This is a genomic window from Zeimonas arvi, assembly GCF_008039575.1.
GTDB classification, from domain to species: Bacteria; Pseudomonadota; Gammaproteobacteria; order Burkholderiales; family Burkholderiaceae_E; genus Zeimonas; species Zeimonas arvi.
On sequence record NZ_VDUY01000003.1, the window covers coordinates 569951 to 582593 of the forward strand.

Annotated in this window: 14 protein-coding genes; 8 read left to right on the plus strand and 6 right to left on the minus strand. The window is 68.1% G+C overall.

All coding sequences use genetic code 11. The annotated features are described in order from the left end of the window. Window positions 1-1173 carry an anhydro-N-acetylmuramic acid kinase gene (locus FHP08_RS10115; RefSeq protein WP_147704313.1) on the plus strand — a complete coding sequence of 391 codons (1173 nt, stop codon included), beginning with the start codon at window positions 1-3 and terminating at the stop codon, window positions 1171-1173. A 23-nt stretch (window positions 1174-1196) separates the two neighbouring features. On the opposite strand, the gene erpA is transcribed toward FHP08_RS10115, so the two are convergent. The 4 genes from erpA to rplM form a co-directional block, all read right to left on the minus strand. Continuing rightward, window positions 1197-1547, minus strand: a complete 351-nt coding sequence (gene erpA / locus FHP08_RS10120; RefSeq protein WP_147704314.1) for an iron-sulfur cluster insertion protein ErpA — start codon at window positions 1545-1547, stop codon at window positions 1197-1199. 101 nt (window positions 1548-1648) lie between these two features. Beyond that, the gene (argC, locus tag FHP08_RS10125) at window positions 1649-2710 is read right to left on the minus strand and encodes an N-acetyl-gamma-glutamyl-phosphate reductase (protein ID WP_147704315.1); all 1062 of its coding nucleotides are present in this window, start codon (window positions 2708-2710) and stop codon (window positions 1649-1651) included. Between the two features lie 232 nt (window positions 2711-2942). Further along, window positions 2943-3335, minus strand: a complete 393-nt coding sequence (gene rpsI / locus FHP08_RS10130) for a 30S ribosomal protein S9 (protein ID WP_147704316.1) — start codon at window positions 3333-3335, stop codon at window positions 2943-2945. 4 nt (window positions 3336-3339) lie between these two features. Continuing rightward, the gene (rplM, locus tag FHP08_RS10135; RefSeq protein WP_147704317.1) at window positions 3340-3768 is read right to left on the minus strand and encodes a 50S ribosomal protein L13; all 429 of its coding nucleotides are present in this window, start codon (window positions 3766-3768) and stop codon (window positions 3340-3342) included. Between the two features lie 585 nt (window positions 3769-4353). On the opposite strand from rplM, the gene FHP08_RS10140 reads away from it, so the two are divergent. Further along, window positions 4354-4776, plus strand: a complete 423-nt coding sequence (locus tag FHP08_RS10140; protein WP_147704318.1) for an OsmC family protein — start codon at window positions 4354-4356, stop codon at window positions 4774-4776. Between the two features lie 44 nt (window positions 4777-4820). On the opposite strand, the gene coq7 is transcribed toward FHP08_RS10140, so the two are convergent. Then, window positions 4821-5483 carry a 2-polyprenyl-3-methyl-6-methoxy-1,4-benzoquinone monooxygenase gene (gene coq7 / locus FHP08_RS10145; RefSeq protein WP_147704319.1) on the minus strand — a complete coding sequence of 221 codons (663 nt, stop codon included), beginning with the start codon at window positions 5481-5483 and terminating at the stop codon, window positions 4821-4823. 167 nt (window positions 5484-5650) lie between these two features. Between coq7 and FHP08_RS10150 the strand changes: the two genes are divergently transcribed. From FHP08_RS10150 to FHP08_RS10175, 6 genes are all read left to right on the plus strand, one after another. After that, window positions 5651-6700 carry a porin gene (locus FHP08_RS10150; protein ID WP_147704320.1) on the plus strand — a complete coding sequence of 350 codons (1050 nt, stop codon included), beginning with the start codon at window positions 5651-5653 and terminating at the stop codon, window positions 6698-6700. A 235-nt stretch (window positions 6701-6935) separates the two neighbouring features. Then, window positions 6936-7958, plus strand: coding sequence for a porin (locus tag FHP08_RS10155; RefSeq protein ID WP_147704321.1), 1023 nt, complete (start codon window positions 6936-6938; stop codon window positions 7956-7958). Between the two features lie 148 nt (window positions 7959-8106). Beyond that, window positions 8107-9105: a Bug family tripartite tricarboxylate transporter substrate binding protein gene (locus tag FHP08_RS10160; protein WP_147704322.1), complete on the plus strand. Its 999-nt coding sequence runs from the start codon at window positions 8107-8109 to the stop codon at window positions 9103-9105. Window positions 9106-9146: 41 nt separating this feature from the next. Further along, on the plus strand, window positions 9147-10046 hold the full coding sequence (locus FHP08_RS10165; RefSeq protein ID WP_147704323.1) for an alpha/beta hydrolase: 900 nt from the start codon (window positions 9147-9149) through the stop codon (window positions 10044-10046). A gap of 78 nt (window positions 10047-10124) precedes the next feature. After that, on the plus strand, window positions 10125-10385 hold the full coding sequence (locus tag FHP08_RS10170) for an Arc family DNA-binding protein (RefSeq protein WP_147704324.1): 261 nt from the start codon (window positions 10125-10127) through the stop codon (window positions 10383-10385). A gap of 29 nt (window positions 10386-10414) precedes the next feature. Next, complete coding sequence (locus tag FHP08_RS10175) at window positions 10415-10849, plus strand: type II toxin-antitoxin system VapC family toxin (RefSeq protein WP_187272244.1); 435 nt, start codon at window positions 10415-10417, stop codon at window positions 10847-10849. 77 nt (window positions 10850-10926) lie between these two features. Here FHP08_RS10175 and FHP08_RS10180 read toward each other — a convergent pair whose 3' ends face one another. Continuing rightward, the gene (locus FHP08_RS10180) at window positions 10927-12624 is read right to left on the minus strand and encodes a long-chain fatty acid--CoA ligase (protein WP_147704377.1); all 1698 of its coding nucleotides are present in this window, start codon (window positions 12622-12624) and stop codon (window positions 10927-10929) included. Between the last annotated feature and the right edge of the window lie 19 nt (window positions 12625-12643).

Consider the following 12643-nt stretch of genomic DNA (forward strand, 5'->3'; position numbering starts at 1 on the left):
ATGTCCGGAACCAGCGTCGACGCCGTCGACGGGGCGCTGGTCGAGTTCCCGATCGAGTCCCCCGACGGGTCCGGGGCCGCGAGCCGCGCCGCGCCGCGCACCCTGGCCTTCTGCTCGCGGCCGATCCCCCCGGCCTTGCGCGGGCAGCTCCAGTCGCTGCAGCAACCCGGCCCCGACGAGCTGGCCCGCGCGGCCCTCGCGGCCAACGCGCTGGCCAGCCTGTACGCCGAGGTGAGCGCGGACCTCCTGGCGGCGGCGGGCCTCGAGCCCGCGCGGGTTGCCGCGATCGGCGCCCACGGCCAGACGGTGCGCCACCGACCCGAGCTGGGCTACACGATCCAACTGCTCAACCCGGCCCGACTCGCCGAGCTGGCCGGCATCCCCGTCGTGGCCGACCTGCGCAGCGCCGACGTCGCGGCCGGCGGCCAAGGCGCCCCGCTGGCACCGGGCTTCCATGCCACCGTGTTCGCCCATCCGACGCTCAGGCGGGCGGTCGTCAACCTGGGCGGCATCGCGAACGTGAGCCTGCTGGAGGCGGGTGCGGGCCGGACGGACCGAAACCTCGAGGCCCGGCCGGTCGCGGGATTCGACACCGGCCCGGCGAACACGCTTCTCGACCTCTGGTGCGAGCGTCACACCGGCCAGCCCTACGACCGCGACGGCGCCTGGGCCGCAGGCGGCCGGGTGCTGCCGCCCCTGCTCGCCTGCCTGCTGAGCGAGCCCTACTTCCGCGCGGCGCCGCCCAAGAGCACCGGGCGCGACCTGTTCGAGGCGGGCTGGCTGGCCCGCGGGCTCGCCCAGGCGGGCGCCACGAGCGCCGACCCGCGGGACGTCCAGGCCACGCTGGCCGAGCTGACGGCCGTCACCGTGGCCGAGCCCTGCCTGGCTTTCGACGCCCGGGAAATCCTGGTGTGCGGGGGCGGCTCGCGCAATGCGGACCTGATGGGGCGGCTGGCGGCCCGGATGCCGGGCGTCATGGTCTCGGACACCAGCGACATGGGAATCGACCCTCAGGCAGTGGAAGCCACGGCCTTCGCCTGGCAGGCCCACCGGCACCTGGCTGGCCTGGCGGGCAACTTGCCGTCGGTGACCGGCGCCAGCGGCCCGCGGGTGCTGGGCGCGCTGTGGCCGGCCGGCGCCGCGGAAAGCGGCACCGGGCGGGTCAGCCGATGAAGTGAATCAGATGCCGAAGGAAATCAGGCGCTGAACGAGGAGCCGCAGCCGCAGGTGGTGGCGGCGTTGGGGTTCTTGATCACGAACTGGGCGCCTTCGAGGTCTTCCTTGTAGTCGATCTCGGCGCCGACCAGGTACTGGTAGCTCATGGCGTCGATCAGCAAGGTGACCCCGTTCTTCTGCATGACGGTGTCGTCTTCGTTCGTGTCTTCGTCGAAGGTGAAGCCGTACTGGAAGCCCGAGCAGCCGCCGCCCTGCACGAACACGCGCAGCTTCAGGTTGTCGTTGCCCTCTTCCTCGATCAGCTGGCGGACCTTGTCGGCCGCGCTGTCGGTGAACAGGAGAGGAGCCGGCATTTCGGCGACAGCGTTCATTCGGTGATCTCCGTGAATTACGAGGATTGTAGAGGCGACGCCCTGCGGTGACGACGGGATAACCCCGTCATCGACGCGGATCAGTGCAGCAACACGGCCTGTCAGGGCAGCACCGGCAGCTGGGTCAGCCCCATGTCTTCCGGCAGGCCGAACATCAGGTTCATCACCTGCACGCCCTGCCCCGATGCACCCTTGACCAGGTTGTCCTCGACCACCAGCACGATCAGCAGGTCGCTGCCAGCCGGCCGATGCACCGCGATCCGCACCATGTTGGAGGCCCGCACCGAGCGGGTCTCGGGCGTGGAACCGGCCGGCATCACGTCGACGAAGGGTTCGCCGGCAAAGCGCTCCTCGTAGAGCTTCTGGAAGTCGACCCTGGCCCCGGCCGGCGTGAGCCGCGCGTAGAGCGTGGCGTGGATGCCCCGGATCATCGGCACCAGGTGGGGCGTGAACTGAAGGCTCACCGGCTTGCCGGCGATCGCGCCCAGGCCCTGCGCGATCTCCGGCGCATGGCGGTGGCCGGTCACGCCATAGGCCTTGAAGTTGTCCGAGGCCTCGGCCAGCAGCGTGTGCACCTCGGCCTTGCGGCCCGCGCCCGACACGCCCGACTTGCAGTCGGCAATCAGCGTGGTGCGCTCGACGAGGTCGCCGCCCGCGGCGGCCACCGCCTTCGGGTCGAGCACCGGCAGCCAGCCCAGCTGCACCGAGGTGGGGTAGCAGCCCGGCAGGCCGATCACCCGCGCCTTGCGGATCGCGTCGCGATTGACTTCGGGCAGGCCGTAGACCGCCTCGGCCAGGATGTGCGGGCAGCTGTGCGGCATCTTGTACCAGCGCTCGAACTCGGCCGTGTCCTTCAGCCGGAAGTCGGCGGCCAGGTCGATGATCTTGACGCCGGCGGCGAGCAGCTCGGGCGCCTGGGCCATGGCCACCCCGTGCGGCGTGGCGAAGAAGACCAGGTCGCACTCGGCGAGCGGCGCGCTGGCCGGGTCGGTGAAGGCGAGATCCACGCGGCCGCGCAGCGACGGGTACATCTCGGCGACCGGCATGCCGGTCTCCTTGCGCGAGGTGATGGCCATCAGCTTCACCTGCGGGTGCTGGGCGAGCAGCCGCAGCAGCTCCACGCCGGTGTACCCGGTACCGCCTACGATTCCGACCTTGATCATCGCCGACTCCCTGAATCCTCTGGCTCAACCGTTGCCGACCGCGCGCCGGTGCCTTGCCGAACATTGTCCGCGAAGTCCCGGCGCCTTGCCCACGCCCCGAAACGAACGAACGACAAACGAAACACCCGGGAAACGAAAAAAGCCGCCTGCGGAAGCAAGGCGGCTTTCCATCCGGGCGCCGGCCGCTTCCGCAACACGAAGCGCCCGGACCCGCGGAGACCGTAGTCTCCGATCAGCGCTTCGAGAACTGCTTGCGGCGTCGCGCCTTGTGCAGACCGACCTTCTTGCGCTCGACCTCGCGCGCGTCGCGCGTGACCAGACCGGCCGCCGACAGCGCAGGCTTGAGGGTCTCGTCGTAGTCGATCAGCGCGCGGGTGACACCGTGGCGCACCGCGCCGGCCTGGCCGGACTCGCCGCCGCCGTGCACGTTGACCTTGATGTCGAAGGCCTCGAGATTGGCGGTCAGCTCGAGCGGCTGGCGCACGACCATGCGGCCGGTCTCGCGGGCGAAGTATTCGTCGAGCGGCTTGCCGTTGACGACGAACTTGCCCGAACCCTTCTTGATGAACACCCGCGCGACCGAGGTCTTGCGGCGGCCGGTGCCGTAGTAGTAATCGCCGATCATCGCGTCAAACCTCCAGAACCTTCGGCTGCTGAGCCGTATGCGGATGCGTGGGCTCGGCGTAGACCTTGAGCTTCTTGATCATCGCGTAGCCGAGCGGGCCCTTCGGCAGCATGCCCTTGACCGCCTTCTCGAGCGCGCGGCCCGGGAAACGCGACTGCATCTTGCCGAACGTGGTTTCGGAAATACCGCCGGGGTAGCCGCTGTGGCGGTAGTACTTCTTGTCTTCGTTCTTGGCGCCGGTGACGCGCAGCTTGCCGGCGTTCACGACGACGATGAAGTCGCCGGTGTCCACGTGCGGCGTGTACTCGGGCTTGTGCTTGCCGCGAAGGCGCAGCGCGATCTCGGCGGCCAGACGGCCGAGCACCTTGTCGCTGGCGTCGATGACGAACCAGTCGCGCTTCACTTCATGCGGCTTGGCGGAAAACGTCTTCATGACTTCTCTCTCGGGGAACCCGCCGGACGACCATGACGCCACAAGCTCGACGCCACCAACACATTCGCCCTGCGAATCGAATTCAGCCGCCCAGACGGCGGAAAGCTTTAAATTATAGCGGCGAACCTGCCAGCACGTCAAAGGGCTGCGTGCGCCGCGTTCGGCGACGCTTCGCGACACCCGCTTGCGCGCCCGCGACCGGCAAAAAAAAGCCCGAACGCTCGGCTCGGGCTTAATCCACCAAAGGAGGAGGGTGGAGGAGACATCGGGGGTCGCCGTGGGCGACCGATGAGTGAACTATAGAGCAGCCGATGCTGCAACGCAAGAGAAAATGTTGCATTGCCGCAATTCAGCCCAGAGAGCAGGACAAAGCAAGCACTTGAAAAATATCCAGAAAAATCAATAGCTTGAACGAGCGGATTCAGGCCATACACCGAATTCGATACGCATTTTCCACAATACGACAGTTCGATTCGCTCATGGAAAACGAAATCCGCCGCGGATGTTGCACAGCAAAATCGGAACACCGCCCTCCCCGGCCTTAGAATCCCAGCTCCGCGAACCCGCCCACCAGGAGCCCTGAGCATGGATTGCACGGTCAGATGGACCGGCCCGAGCGGCATGACCTTCGTTGCCGAGACCGGCAGCGGCCACGCAGTGGTGATCGACGGCGCGCCCGAGGGCGGCGGCCGCAACCTCGGGCCGCGCCCGATGGAGCTGGTGCTGGCGGGCACCGGCGGCTGCACCGCCTACGACGTGGTGCTGATCCTGCGCAAGAGCGGCCAGGACATCCGGGGCTGCGACGTGCAGTTGCGCTCGGAGCGCGCCGACACCGACCCCAAGGTGTTCACCCGGATCCACTTCCACTTCGTGGTGCGCGGCCGCAACCTGAAGCCCAACCTGGTCGAGCGGGCCATCAAGCTTTCGCACGACAAGTACTGCTCGGCCACCGCCATGATCGCCAGGACCGCGGAGATCACGATCGACTGGGAAATCGTCGAGGACTGATCGAGCCTGCCAGCCGGGGCGTCGCACCGCCGGCTGCCCATCGCTTATATGTAGTGCGCGGTGCCGGTCATCACCTTCGCCGCCAAGCGCATCGCGCCCCGGACCGGGACGGGCAACCCGGCGCCGCCCAGCCGCATCGCCTCTTCGGCGTGGCGCACCTCGTCTTCCTTCATCTGGTCGACGATCGCCCGCGAACGTTTGTCGTCGGCCGGCAGCCGATCCATGTGACCGGCCAGGTGCTCCTCGACCTGCCTTTCGGTCTCGGCCATGAAACCCAGGCTGATCCGATCGCCGGCGCGGCCGGCCAGCGCGCCCAGCGCGAAAGCGCCCGCGTACCAGAAAGGATTCAGCAAGGAAGGACGCGCCCCGAGTTCGTCGAGCCGCTGGCGGGTCCAGGCGAGGTGGTCGCCCTCCTCGCCCGCGGCCTGGCGGAACTGCCGCACCAATTGGGGATCGCGGGCGGTGGCTGCCTGCCCTTCGTAGAGCGCCTGCGCGCACACCTCGCCCACATGGTCCACCCGCATCAAGGCCGCGGAAAGGCGGCGGTCGGCCGGATCGGCCGGGCCGTCGTCGGCGATGGCCGAAGCCGGGTTCGGCCGGGTGGCGGGAATCGCGTCGGCCAGCGTGGCCAGGGCCCGCCCCAGCCCGGCGAGCGAGCGGTCCAGCGCGGATTCGCGGCGAAAGCCGGTCGATGCGTTCGCGGTCATGACAGCCCCGATGTGTTGCGCAGTAGCGACATCATACCGCCGACCGCCCAGGCGGCGCATCGAACGGAAGGACTCGGTCACCGGATTGAAATGTGCCGAACATAAGTTGGAGCTCCGACTTGGCCATCGATTGCCGGGTCTCGTTTCCTTTCCTCCAGGAGCTCCAGATGAAGAAATCCCTCCTCGCGCTGGCCGTCCTCGGCGCTTTCGCCGGCACCGTTTCGGCGCAGACCAACGTGACCTTGTACGGCATCGCCGATGTCGGCATCGGCATGGCCGACATCGACCAGCCGGGCTCCGACAACACGGTGAACGTGTTCTCCGGCGTGCAGTCGAGCAGCCGCTTCGGCGTGCGCGGCTCCGAAGACCTGGGCGGCGGCCTGAAGGCCACCTTCAACATCGAGACCGGCGTGAACTGGGACACCGGCGCCGCCAGCAGCAACTCGCAGTTCTGGGGCCGCCGCGCGGTCGTGGGCCTGGCCGGCGGCTTCGGCGAAGTGCGCCTGGGCCGCGACTACACGCCGGGCTATTCGGCGATCGGCACCACCGACGTGATGGGCCTGGGCCTGTTCGGCAACTGGCTCGACTTCGGCAGCAACGGCGGCATCACCAGCCGCGCCAGCAACGGCCTGCACTACACCAGCCCGAACTGGGGCGGCTTCACGCTGCGCGCGATGTACGCGTCCGGCGAGGCCGACGGCGTGGCCGCGCCCAAGGGCGACGGCGACATGGTCGGCCTGTCCGGCGTCTACTCGGGCGGCCCGCTGACCGTGCAGGCCTACTACCAGACCAGCGAGTTCGACAACGGCGCCGGCGGCACCGCCAACGCCGACGAATACGGCATCGGCGCGCAGTACCGGTTCGGGGCCTTCCGCGTGGCGCTCAACTACGGGATGGCCGACGCCGAGGTGCCGGCCGGCGGCAGCATCGAGCACGAGGCCCTCGGCCTGGGCCTGGGCATGAAGCTCGGCGAGGGCGAGGTGCTGTTCAACTACATCCAGCAGGAAGTCGACCTGGCCGGGAGCCCCGAGGCCAAGTCCTTCGGCATCGCCTACGTGCACCCGCTGTCCAGGCGCACCAACCTGTACGCCACCTACGGCCAGATGAAGAACGAGAACGGCGCCGACTTCGCGTTGCGCGCAGCCGGCTTCGGCGTGGGCGGCGCGGCGAATACCGACTCGCAGGCCTTCGCGGTCGGCATCCGGCACCGGTTCTGATCGGCCGGCCCCACGCCACGTCTCCACCGCACCACCCGACCGGGGCCCCGGCTTTTGTTGCACCCCCGCAACGGATTCGCACGAATCCTGCCGCCCGCGGCCCCGGTTTCTTTGCCTGCCCGGGGAATTTGGCGAGAATAGATTCCAACTTCTGTCCGGGGTTGGCCTTTGGCCTGTCCGGGGGGGTGCGGCGGCGTGGAGGCCGTCGATTTCCAGAAACCTAGGAGATTGATCAATGAAGAAATCCCTGCTTGCGCTGGCCGTGCTGGGCGCATTTGCCGGTGCTGCCGCTGCGCAGACCAACGTCACGCTGTACGGTATCGCCGACGCCGGTATCGGTATGCAAGATTCCGACGCGCCGACCGATTCCGCGGTCACCGTGTTCTCGGGCGTCCAGTCGACCAGCCGCTTCGGCGTGCGTGGTTCGGAGGACCTGGGCGGCGGCCTGAAGGCCACGTTCAACATCGAAGCCGGCGTGAACTGGGACACCGGTGCCGCCGACGGCGTGTTCTGGCAGCGTCGCGCTGTCGTGGGTCTGGCCAGCAGCTGGGGTGAAGTCCGCCTCGGCCGCGACTACACCCCGGGCTTCCTTGCGGGTGGTGTCGGTGACGTGATGGGCTATGGCCTGTTCGGCAACTGGCTGACCTTCACCGCCCAGGCTGGCGGCTACGGTATCACCACCCGTGCCAGCAACGGCCTGCACTACACCGGCTCGTTCGGTGGCGTGACGGTCCGCGCAATGTACGCGGCGGGCGAGGACTACACCGGCAACAACGTCGGCGACATGTACGGCCTGTCGGGCGTCTACGCCGCCGGCCCGCTGAGCGTTGCCGCCTACTGGCAGCAGACCGACTTCGGCCCGGCCGGCGACGGCCAGCAGTACGGCATCGGCGGTCAGTACAACTTCGGCATGTTCCGTGTCGGCCTGAACTACGGCGCCGCCGAAATCGACAACCAGCCCGACCACACCGGCTGGGCGATCGGCGCGGGCATGAAGGTCGGTTCGGGCGAGATCCTGGCTCAGTACATCCAGCAGGATCTGGACGTTGCCGGCGGTGCCGATCCGTCCGCCAAGTCGATCGGTCTGGCCTACGTTCACCCGCTGTCCAAGCGTACCAACCTGTACGCCACCTATGGCCAGCTGAAGAACGAAGACGGCGGCGCGTTCGGTCTGCGCTACTCGCAGTCGGTGGTCCCGGCTGCCGGCGCGGACGCCGATCCGAAGGCCTTCGCGGTCGGTATCCGCCACATGTTCTAAGTCGAAGCCGGCTTCGGCCGGTTGCCACCGCCTCCGGGCGGTGGTCGACGCAGGACAGGAGCGCCGGGGAAACCCGGCGCTTTTTTTTCGCCTGTCCGATTCTGAGAAAATCGAAGGTTCTCCTCCATACCAAAAAGGAAGCCCTCGAATGACCTCGTCCATTTCCCGTCGCCGCTTCACGCTGGGCGCCGCCGCCGCGACCGGCGCCGCAGTACTGCCGGCGCCGCTGCCCGCCTTCGCCCAGCAGGACTATCCCAACAAGGCGATCCGCTTCGTCGTGCCCTTCCCGGCCGGCGGCACCACCGACATCGTGGGCCGCGTGGTGGCCGCCGAGCTGAACAAGGCCTGGAACGTTCCGGCGGTGGTCGACAACCGCGCGGGCGCAGGCGGCAACATCGGCTCGGAACTGGTCGCCAAGGCGGCGCCGGACGGCTACACGCTGCTGGTGTGCACCGTGGGCACGCACGGCATCAACACTTCGCTGTACAGCAAGATGTCCTTCGATCCGGTGAAGGACTTCGCGCCGGTAACGCTGGCCGCCGAGGTGCCCAACGTGGTCGTGGTCCACCCGTCGGTGAAGGCGAACACCATCAAGGAACTGATCGCGCTGCTCAAGGCCAACCCGGGCAAGATGAACTACGCCTCGTCGGGCAACGGCACCTCGATCCACCTATCGGCGGAGCTGTTCAAGTCGATGACCGGCACCTTCATGACCCACATCCCCTATCGCGGCAGCGCGCCTGCGGTGGCGGACCTGCTGGCCGGCCAGGTCGAGCTGATGTTCGACAACCTGCCCTCGGCCATGCCTCACATCCGCTCGGGCAAGCTGCGCGCCCTGGCGGTGACCAGCGCCAAGCGCGCGCCCGCGCTGCCCGACGTGCCCACGATCGCCGAGGCCGGCGTGCCGGGCTACGAGGCCAGCTCCTGGTTCGGCATCGTGGCGCCGGCCGGCACGCCCAGGCCCATCGTGGACAAGCTGCAGCAGCAGATCGCGAAGTCGTTGGCCCAGCCCGACGTGCGCGAGAAGCTGCTCGGCCAGGGCGCGAACCCGGTGGGCAACATGCCCGAGGAGTTCGCCAAGTACATCCAGGCCGAGATCGCCAAGTGGGCCAAGGTCGTGAAAGCCTCGGGCGCCAAGGTCGACTGACGACGCGTGAACAAATGTGCTGCGCGGCTCGATCTCGCGCCATGACACCACGCGCACTGAGCGCGGCGCTCATGCTGCTGGCAAGCGCCGGCGGCTGCGCCACCCTCGACACCTGGCAGCGGGAGACCATCTTCCAGGTGGGGCAGGCGCAGACCCGCTGGTACAGCGAGGCGCCGGAGGGCACCGAGCGCTTCGATATCGTGCTGGCCAACGGCGACCGCGTGCACGCCTGGTACCTGCCGGCTCCTGCGACCCCGCATTCGGCGCCGAACGAGGCGCCGACCGCGCTCTACCTGCACGGCTCGCGCTGGAACCTGCACAACAGCGTGTTCCGCCTGCGCCGCTGGCACGAGCTCGGCTTCAACATGCTGGCGATCGACTACCGCGGCTTCGGCGACAGCACGCCGATGCTCCCCTCCGAAGACAGCGCCTTCGAAGACGTGCTGGCCGCCTTCGAGGAATTGAAGCGCCGGCAACCCGACCCCGCGAAGCGCTTCGTCTACGGTCACAGCCTGGGCGGGGCGCTGGCGATCCGGCTGGCCGCCGAGATCGAGGCGGAGCACGCGCTGGCCGGCGTGGTCGTGGAGTCGAGCTTCACCAGCATCGTCGACCTGGCCGCAGGCACCCGATGGGGCTGGCTGCCTGGCCTGCGCTGGCTGGTCACGCAGCGCTTCGACTCGCTGGCCCGCATCGAGACGGTGGACGAGCCGCTGCTTTTCATCCACGGCACCGCCGACCGGGTGGTGCCGCACGAAATGAGCGACCGGCTGCACGCCGCAGCGAGCGGCGTGCGCGGCGGGCTCAGGGAACTGCTGAAGATCGAGGGCGCCTCGCACTCGGGCGTGAGCCGCGCCGGCGGCGAGACCTATGGGCAGCGGGTGCGCGGGTTCGTGGAGGCGGCGGGGGAATTAGCAAAGGGCAAGGGCTTGCAGGACGGTTGAATTCGTCTACCATAACGGTAACCCCCGGCTCCAACACGGCGTTTCTACCCCCGATTCCTGCCACCCGGGCCTCGAACCATGGAAACCGAGCTCTTCATCAAGAAGATTCCTCGCGAGATCAAGGAGTTGATCGGGCGCGAGGCGCGCAACCATCGGCGCTCGGTGAACCAGGAGGCGATCGTGCTGCTGGAGGAAGCGCTGGCTCAGCGCGCCATGGCGGCAAGAGGGCAACGCCATGAAGTTCGGGACATTCTCGCGCGCTACGCTGCAGCCACCCGCGAGAGCCCGCGAAGCGCCGACGACATCATCGAATACGACGAGTCCGGGCTACCGAAATGACGCCCGTCACGCGCCTGCCGGCGGCAGTCGTGGACACCTCGGCGATCTTCTGCATCTTCGAGCAGGAAGCCTCGGGACCGGCCTTTCTCGATGCCCTGGAGCGTTGCGACCGCCTCTTGCTGAGCGCGGGAACCCTGGCCGAACTGTCCATTCTCATGATCGCCAGGGCGGGACCCGACGGTGCCTCGGCGCTCGACGACTTCCTTGCGAATTTCGCAATCGAGGTCGTCCCGGTCGATGAAGCCAGCGTCCGGACGCATTTCCGCGATGGATTCATCCGGTACGGCAAGGGAACTGGCCATCCCGCCAGGCTGAACTATGGCGACCTCTTCGCCTACGCGTTGGCGGCCGACCTGAACCTGCCCCTGCTGTTCCAGGGCGGTGACTTCTCCCGCACCGACATCGTCAACGCAATGGACGCGCTGGGCTTCACGCTCGGCGCCAAGTGCGAAACCAGCCCCTGAACGGCGGGCACCCGGCCTCTCGACCAGGGCGCCCAACCGACCAGCGCTCGCGCCCGCTCAGGCCGCGTTCCACCCGCTCAGGCCGCCTTCTTCAGCGCCTCGTCGCGCAGCTCCCGCCGCAGGATCTTGCCCACATTGGTCTTCGGCAGCTCGGCCCGGAACTCGACGTGCCTGGGTCGCTTGTAGCCGGTGAGGTTCTCGGCGCAGAACCCGAGCAGATCGCGCTCGGTGAGCCCCGGGTCCTTGCGGACCACGAAGATCTTGACCGCCTCGCCGGAGTGCTCGTCGGGGACGCCGACGGCCGCCACCTCGAGCACGCCCGGGTGGGTGGCCACCACCTCTTCGACCTCGTTCGGGTACACGTTGAAGCCCGAGACCAGGATCATGTCCTTCTTGCGGTCGACGATCTTCACGTAGCCGCGCTCGTCCATCACCCCGATGTCGCCGGACTTGAAGAAGCCGTCCGCGGTCATGACCTTGGCGGTTTCCTCAGGGCGGTTCCAGTAGCCGGCCATGACCTGCGGGCCGCGGATCGCGATCTCGCCGCGCTCGCCGAGCGGGACCAGGTTGCCGTCGTCGTCGAGGATGGCGATCTCGGTCGAGGGCAGCGGCAGGCCGATGGTGCCGCTGTACTCGGCAGTGTCGGTGGGGTTGCAGATTGCCGACGGCGAGGTCTCGGACAGGCCGTAGCCCTCGCAGATCGGGCAGCCGGTGACCTGCAGCCAGCGGTCGGCCACCGCCTTCTGCACCGCCATGCCGCCGCCGTTGGACACGCGCAGGCCCGAGAAGTCGAGCTTGGCGAACTCCTCGTTGTGGGCCAGCGCGTTGTACAGCGTGTTGACCGCCGGGAACATGTTGATCTTGTAGGGCCGGAGCTCCTTGATCAGCGCCGGCAGGTCGCGCGGATTCACGATCAGGATGTTCAGCCCGCCGGTGCGCATGCCCAGCAGGCAGCAGACCGTGAGCGCGAAGATGTGATACAGCGGCAGCGCGCAGACGGTGATCAGCTGCTCGGGCGGCGCGGGCTTCTTCGGGTCGTGCACCGCCGGCTGCATCCAGGCCTCGGACTGCAGCACGTTGGCGATCACGTTGCGGTGGACCAGCGTGGCGCCCTTGGACACCCCGGTGGTGCCGCCGGTGTACTGCAGGAAGGCCGGGTCTTCCTGGCCGATCTGGACCGGCCGCAGCGTCTGGCGCGCCCCCTCGGAGAGCGCCTCGTTGAAGCGGGTGACGTTCGCGAGCTCGAAGGACGGCACCATCTTCTTGACGTGCCGCACCACGAAGTTGACCACCCCGCCCTTGGGGAAGCCGAGCAGGTCGCCCATGGAGGCCAGCACCACCTCCTTGACCTGCGTGTGGGAGACGATCTGCTGCAGCGTGTGCGCGAAATTCTCGAGGATGATGATCGCCTTGGCGCCGGAGTCCTCGAGCTGGTGCTCGAGCTCGCGCGGCGTGTACAGCGGGTTCACGTTGACCACCACCAGCCCGGCGCGCAGGACCCCGGCGATCGCCACCGGGTACTGCAGCACGTTGGGCATCATGATCGCGACCCGGTCGCCCTTCTGCAGGCCCTTGGACTGCAGGAAGGCCGCGAGCGCCTTCGACTTCTCGTCGACTTCGCCGAAGCTGATCTCCTTGCCGAGGCCCACGTAGGCCTTGCGGTCGCGGTACTTGGTGAAGGCTTCCTCGATCAGGTGGACCAGCGAGGAGTACTGGGTCCAGTCGACGTCGTGCGGCACCGCGCTGGGGTAGCTCTTCAGCCAGAAACGCTCGATCCTGGTGTCCATCTCTGTC

Coding starts and splice junctions, on each gene's coding strand:
- FHP08_RS10140 (WP_147704318.1), top strand. CDS start 4,354: ATGGATTGCACGGTCAGATGGACCGGCCCGAGCGGCATGACCTTCGTT.
- rplM (WP_147704317.1), bottom strand. CDS start 3,768: ATGAAGACGTTTTCCGCCAAGCCGCATGAAGTGAAGCGCGACTGGTTC.
- FHP08_RS10155 (WP_147704321.1), top strand. CDS start 6,936: ATGAAGAAATCCCTGCTTGCGCTGGCCGTGCTGGGCGCATTTGCCGGT.
- FHP08_RS10160 (WP_147704322.1), top strand. CDS start 8,107: ATGACCTCGTCCATTTCCCGTCGCCGCTTCACGCTGGGCGCCGCCGCC.
- rpsI (WP_147704316.1), bottom strand. CDS start 3,335: ATGATCGGCGATTACTACTACGGCACCGGCCGCCGCAAGACCTCGGTC.
- argC (WP_147704315.1), bottom strand. CDS start 2,710: ATGATCAAGGTCGGAATCGTAGGCGGTACCGGGTACACCGGCGTGGAG.
- FHP08_RS10170 (WP_147704324.1), top strand. CDS start 10,125: ATGGAAACCGAGCTCTTCATCAAGAAGATTCCTCGCGAGATCAAGGAG.
- FHP08_RS10165 (WP_147704323.1), top strand. CDS start 9,147: ATGACACCACGCGCACTGAGCGCGGCGCTCATGCTGCTGGCAAGCGCC.
- erpA (WP_147704314.1), bottom strand. CDS start 1,547: ATGAACGCTGTCGCCGAAATGCCGGCTCCTCTCCTGTTCACCGACAGC.
- FHP08_RS10115 (WP_147704313.1), top strand. CDS start 1: ATGTCCGGAACCAGCGTCGACGCCGTCGACGGGGCGCTGGTCGAGTTC.
- FHP08_RS10150 (WP_147704320.1), top strand. CDS start 5,651: ATGAAGAAATCCCTCCTCGCGCTGGCCGTCCTCGGCGCTTTCGCCGGC.
- coq7 (WP_147704319.1), bottom strand. CDS start 5,483: ATGACCGCGAACGCATCGACCGGCTTTCGCCGCGAATCCGCGCTGGAC.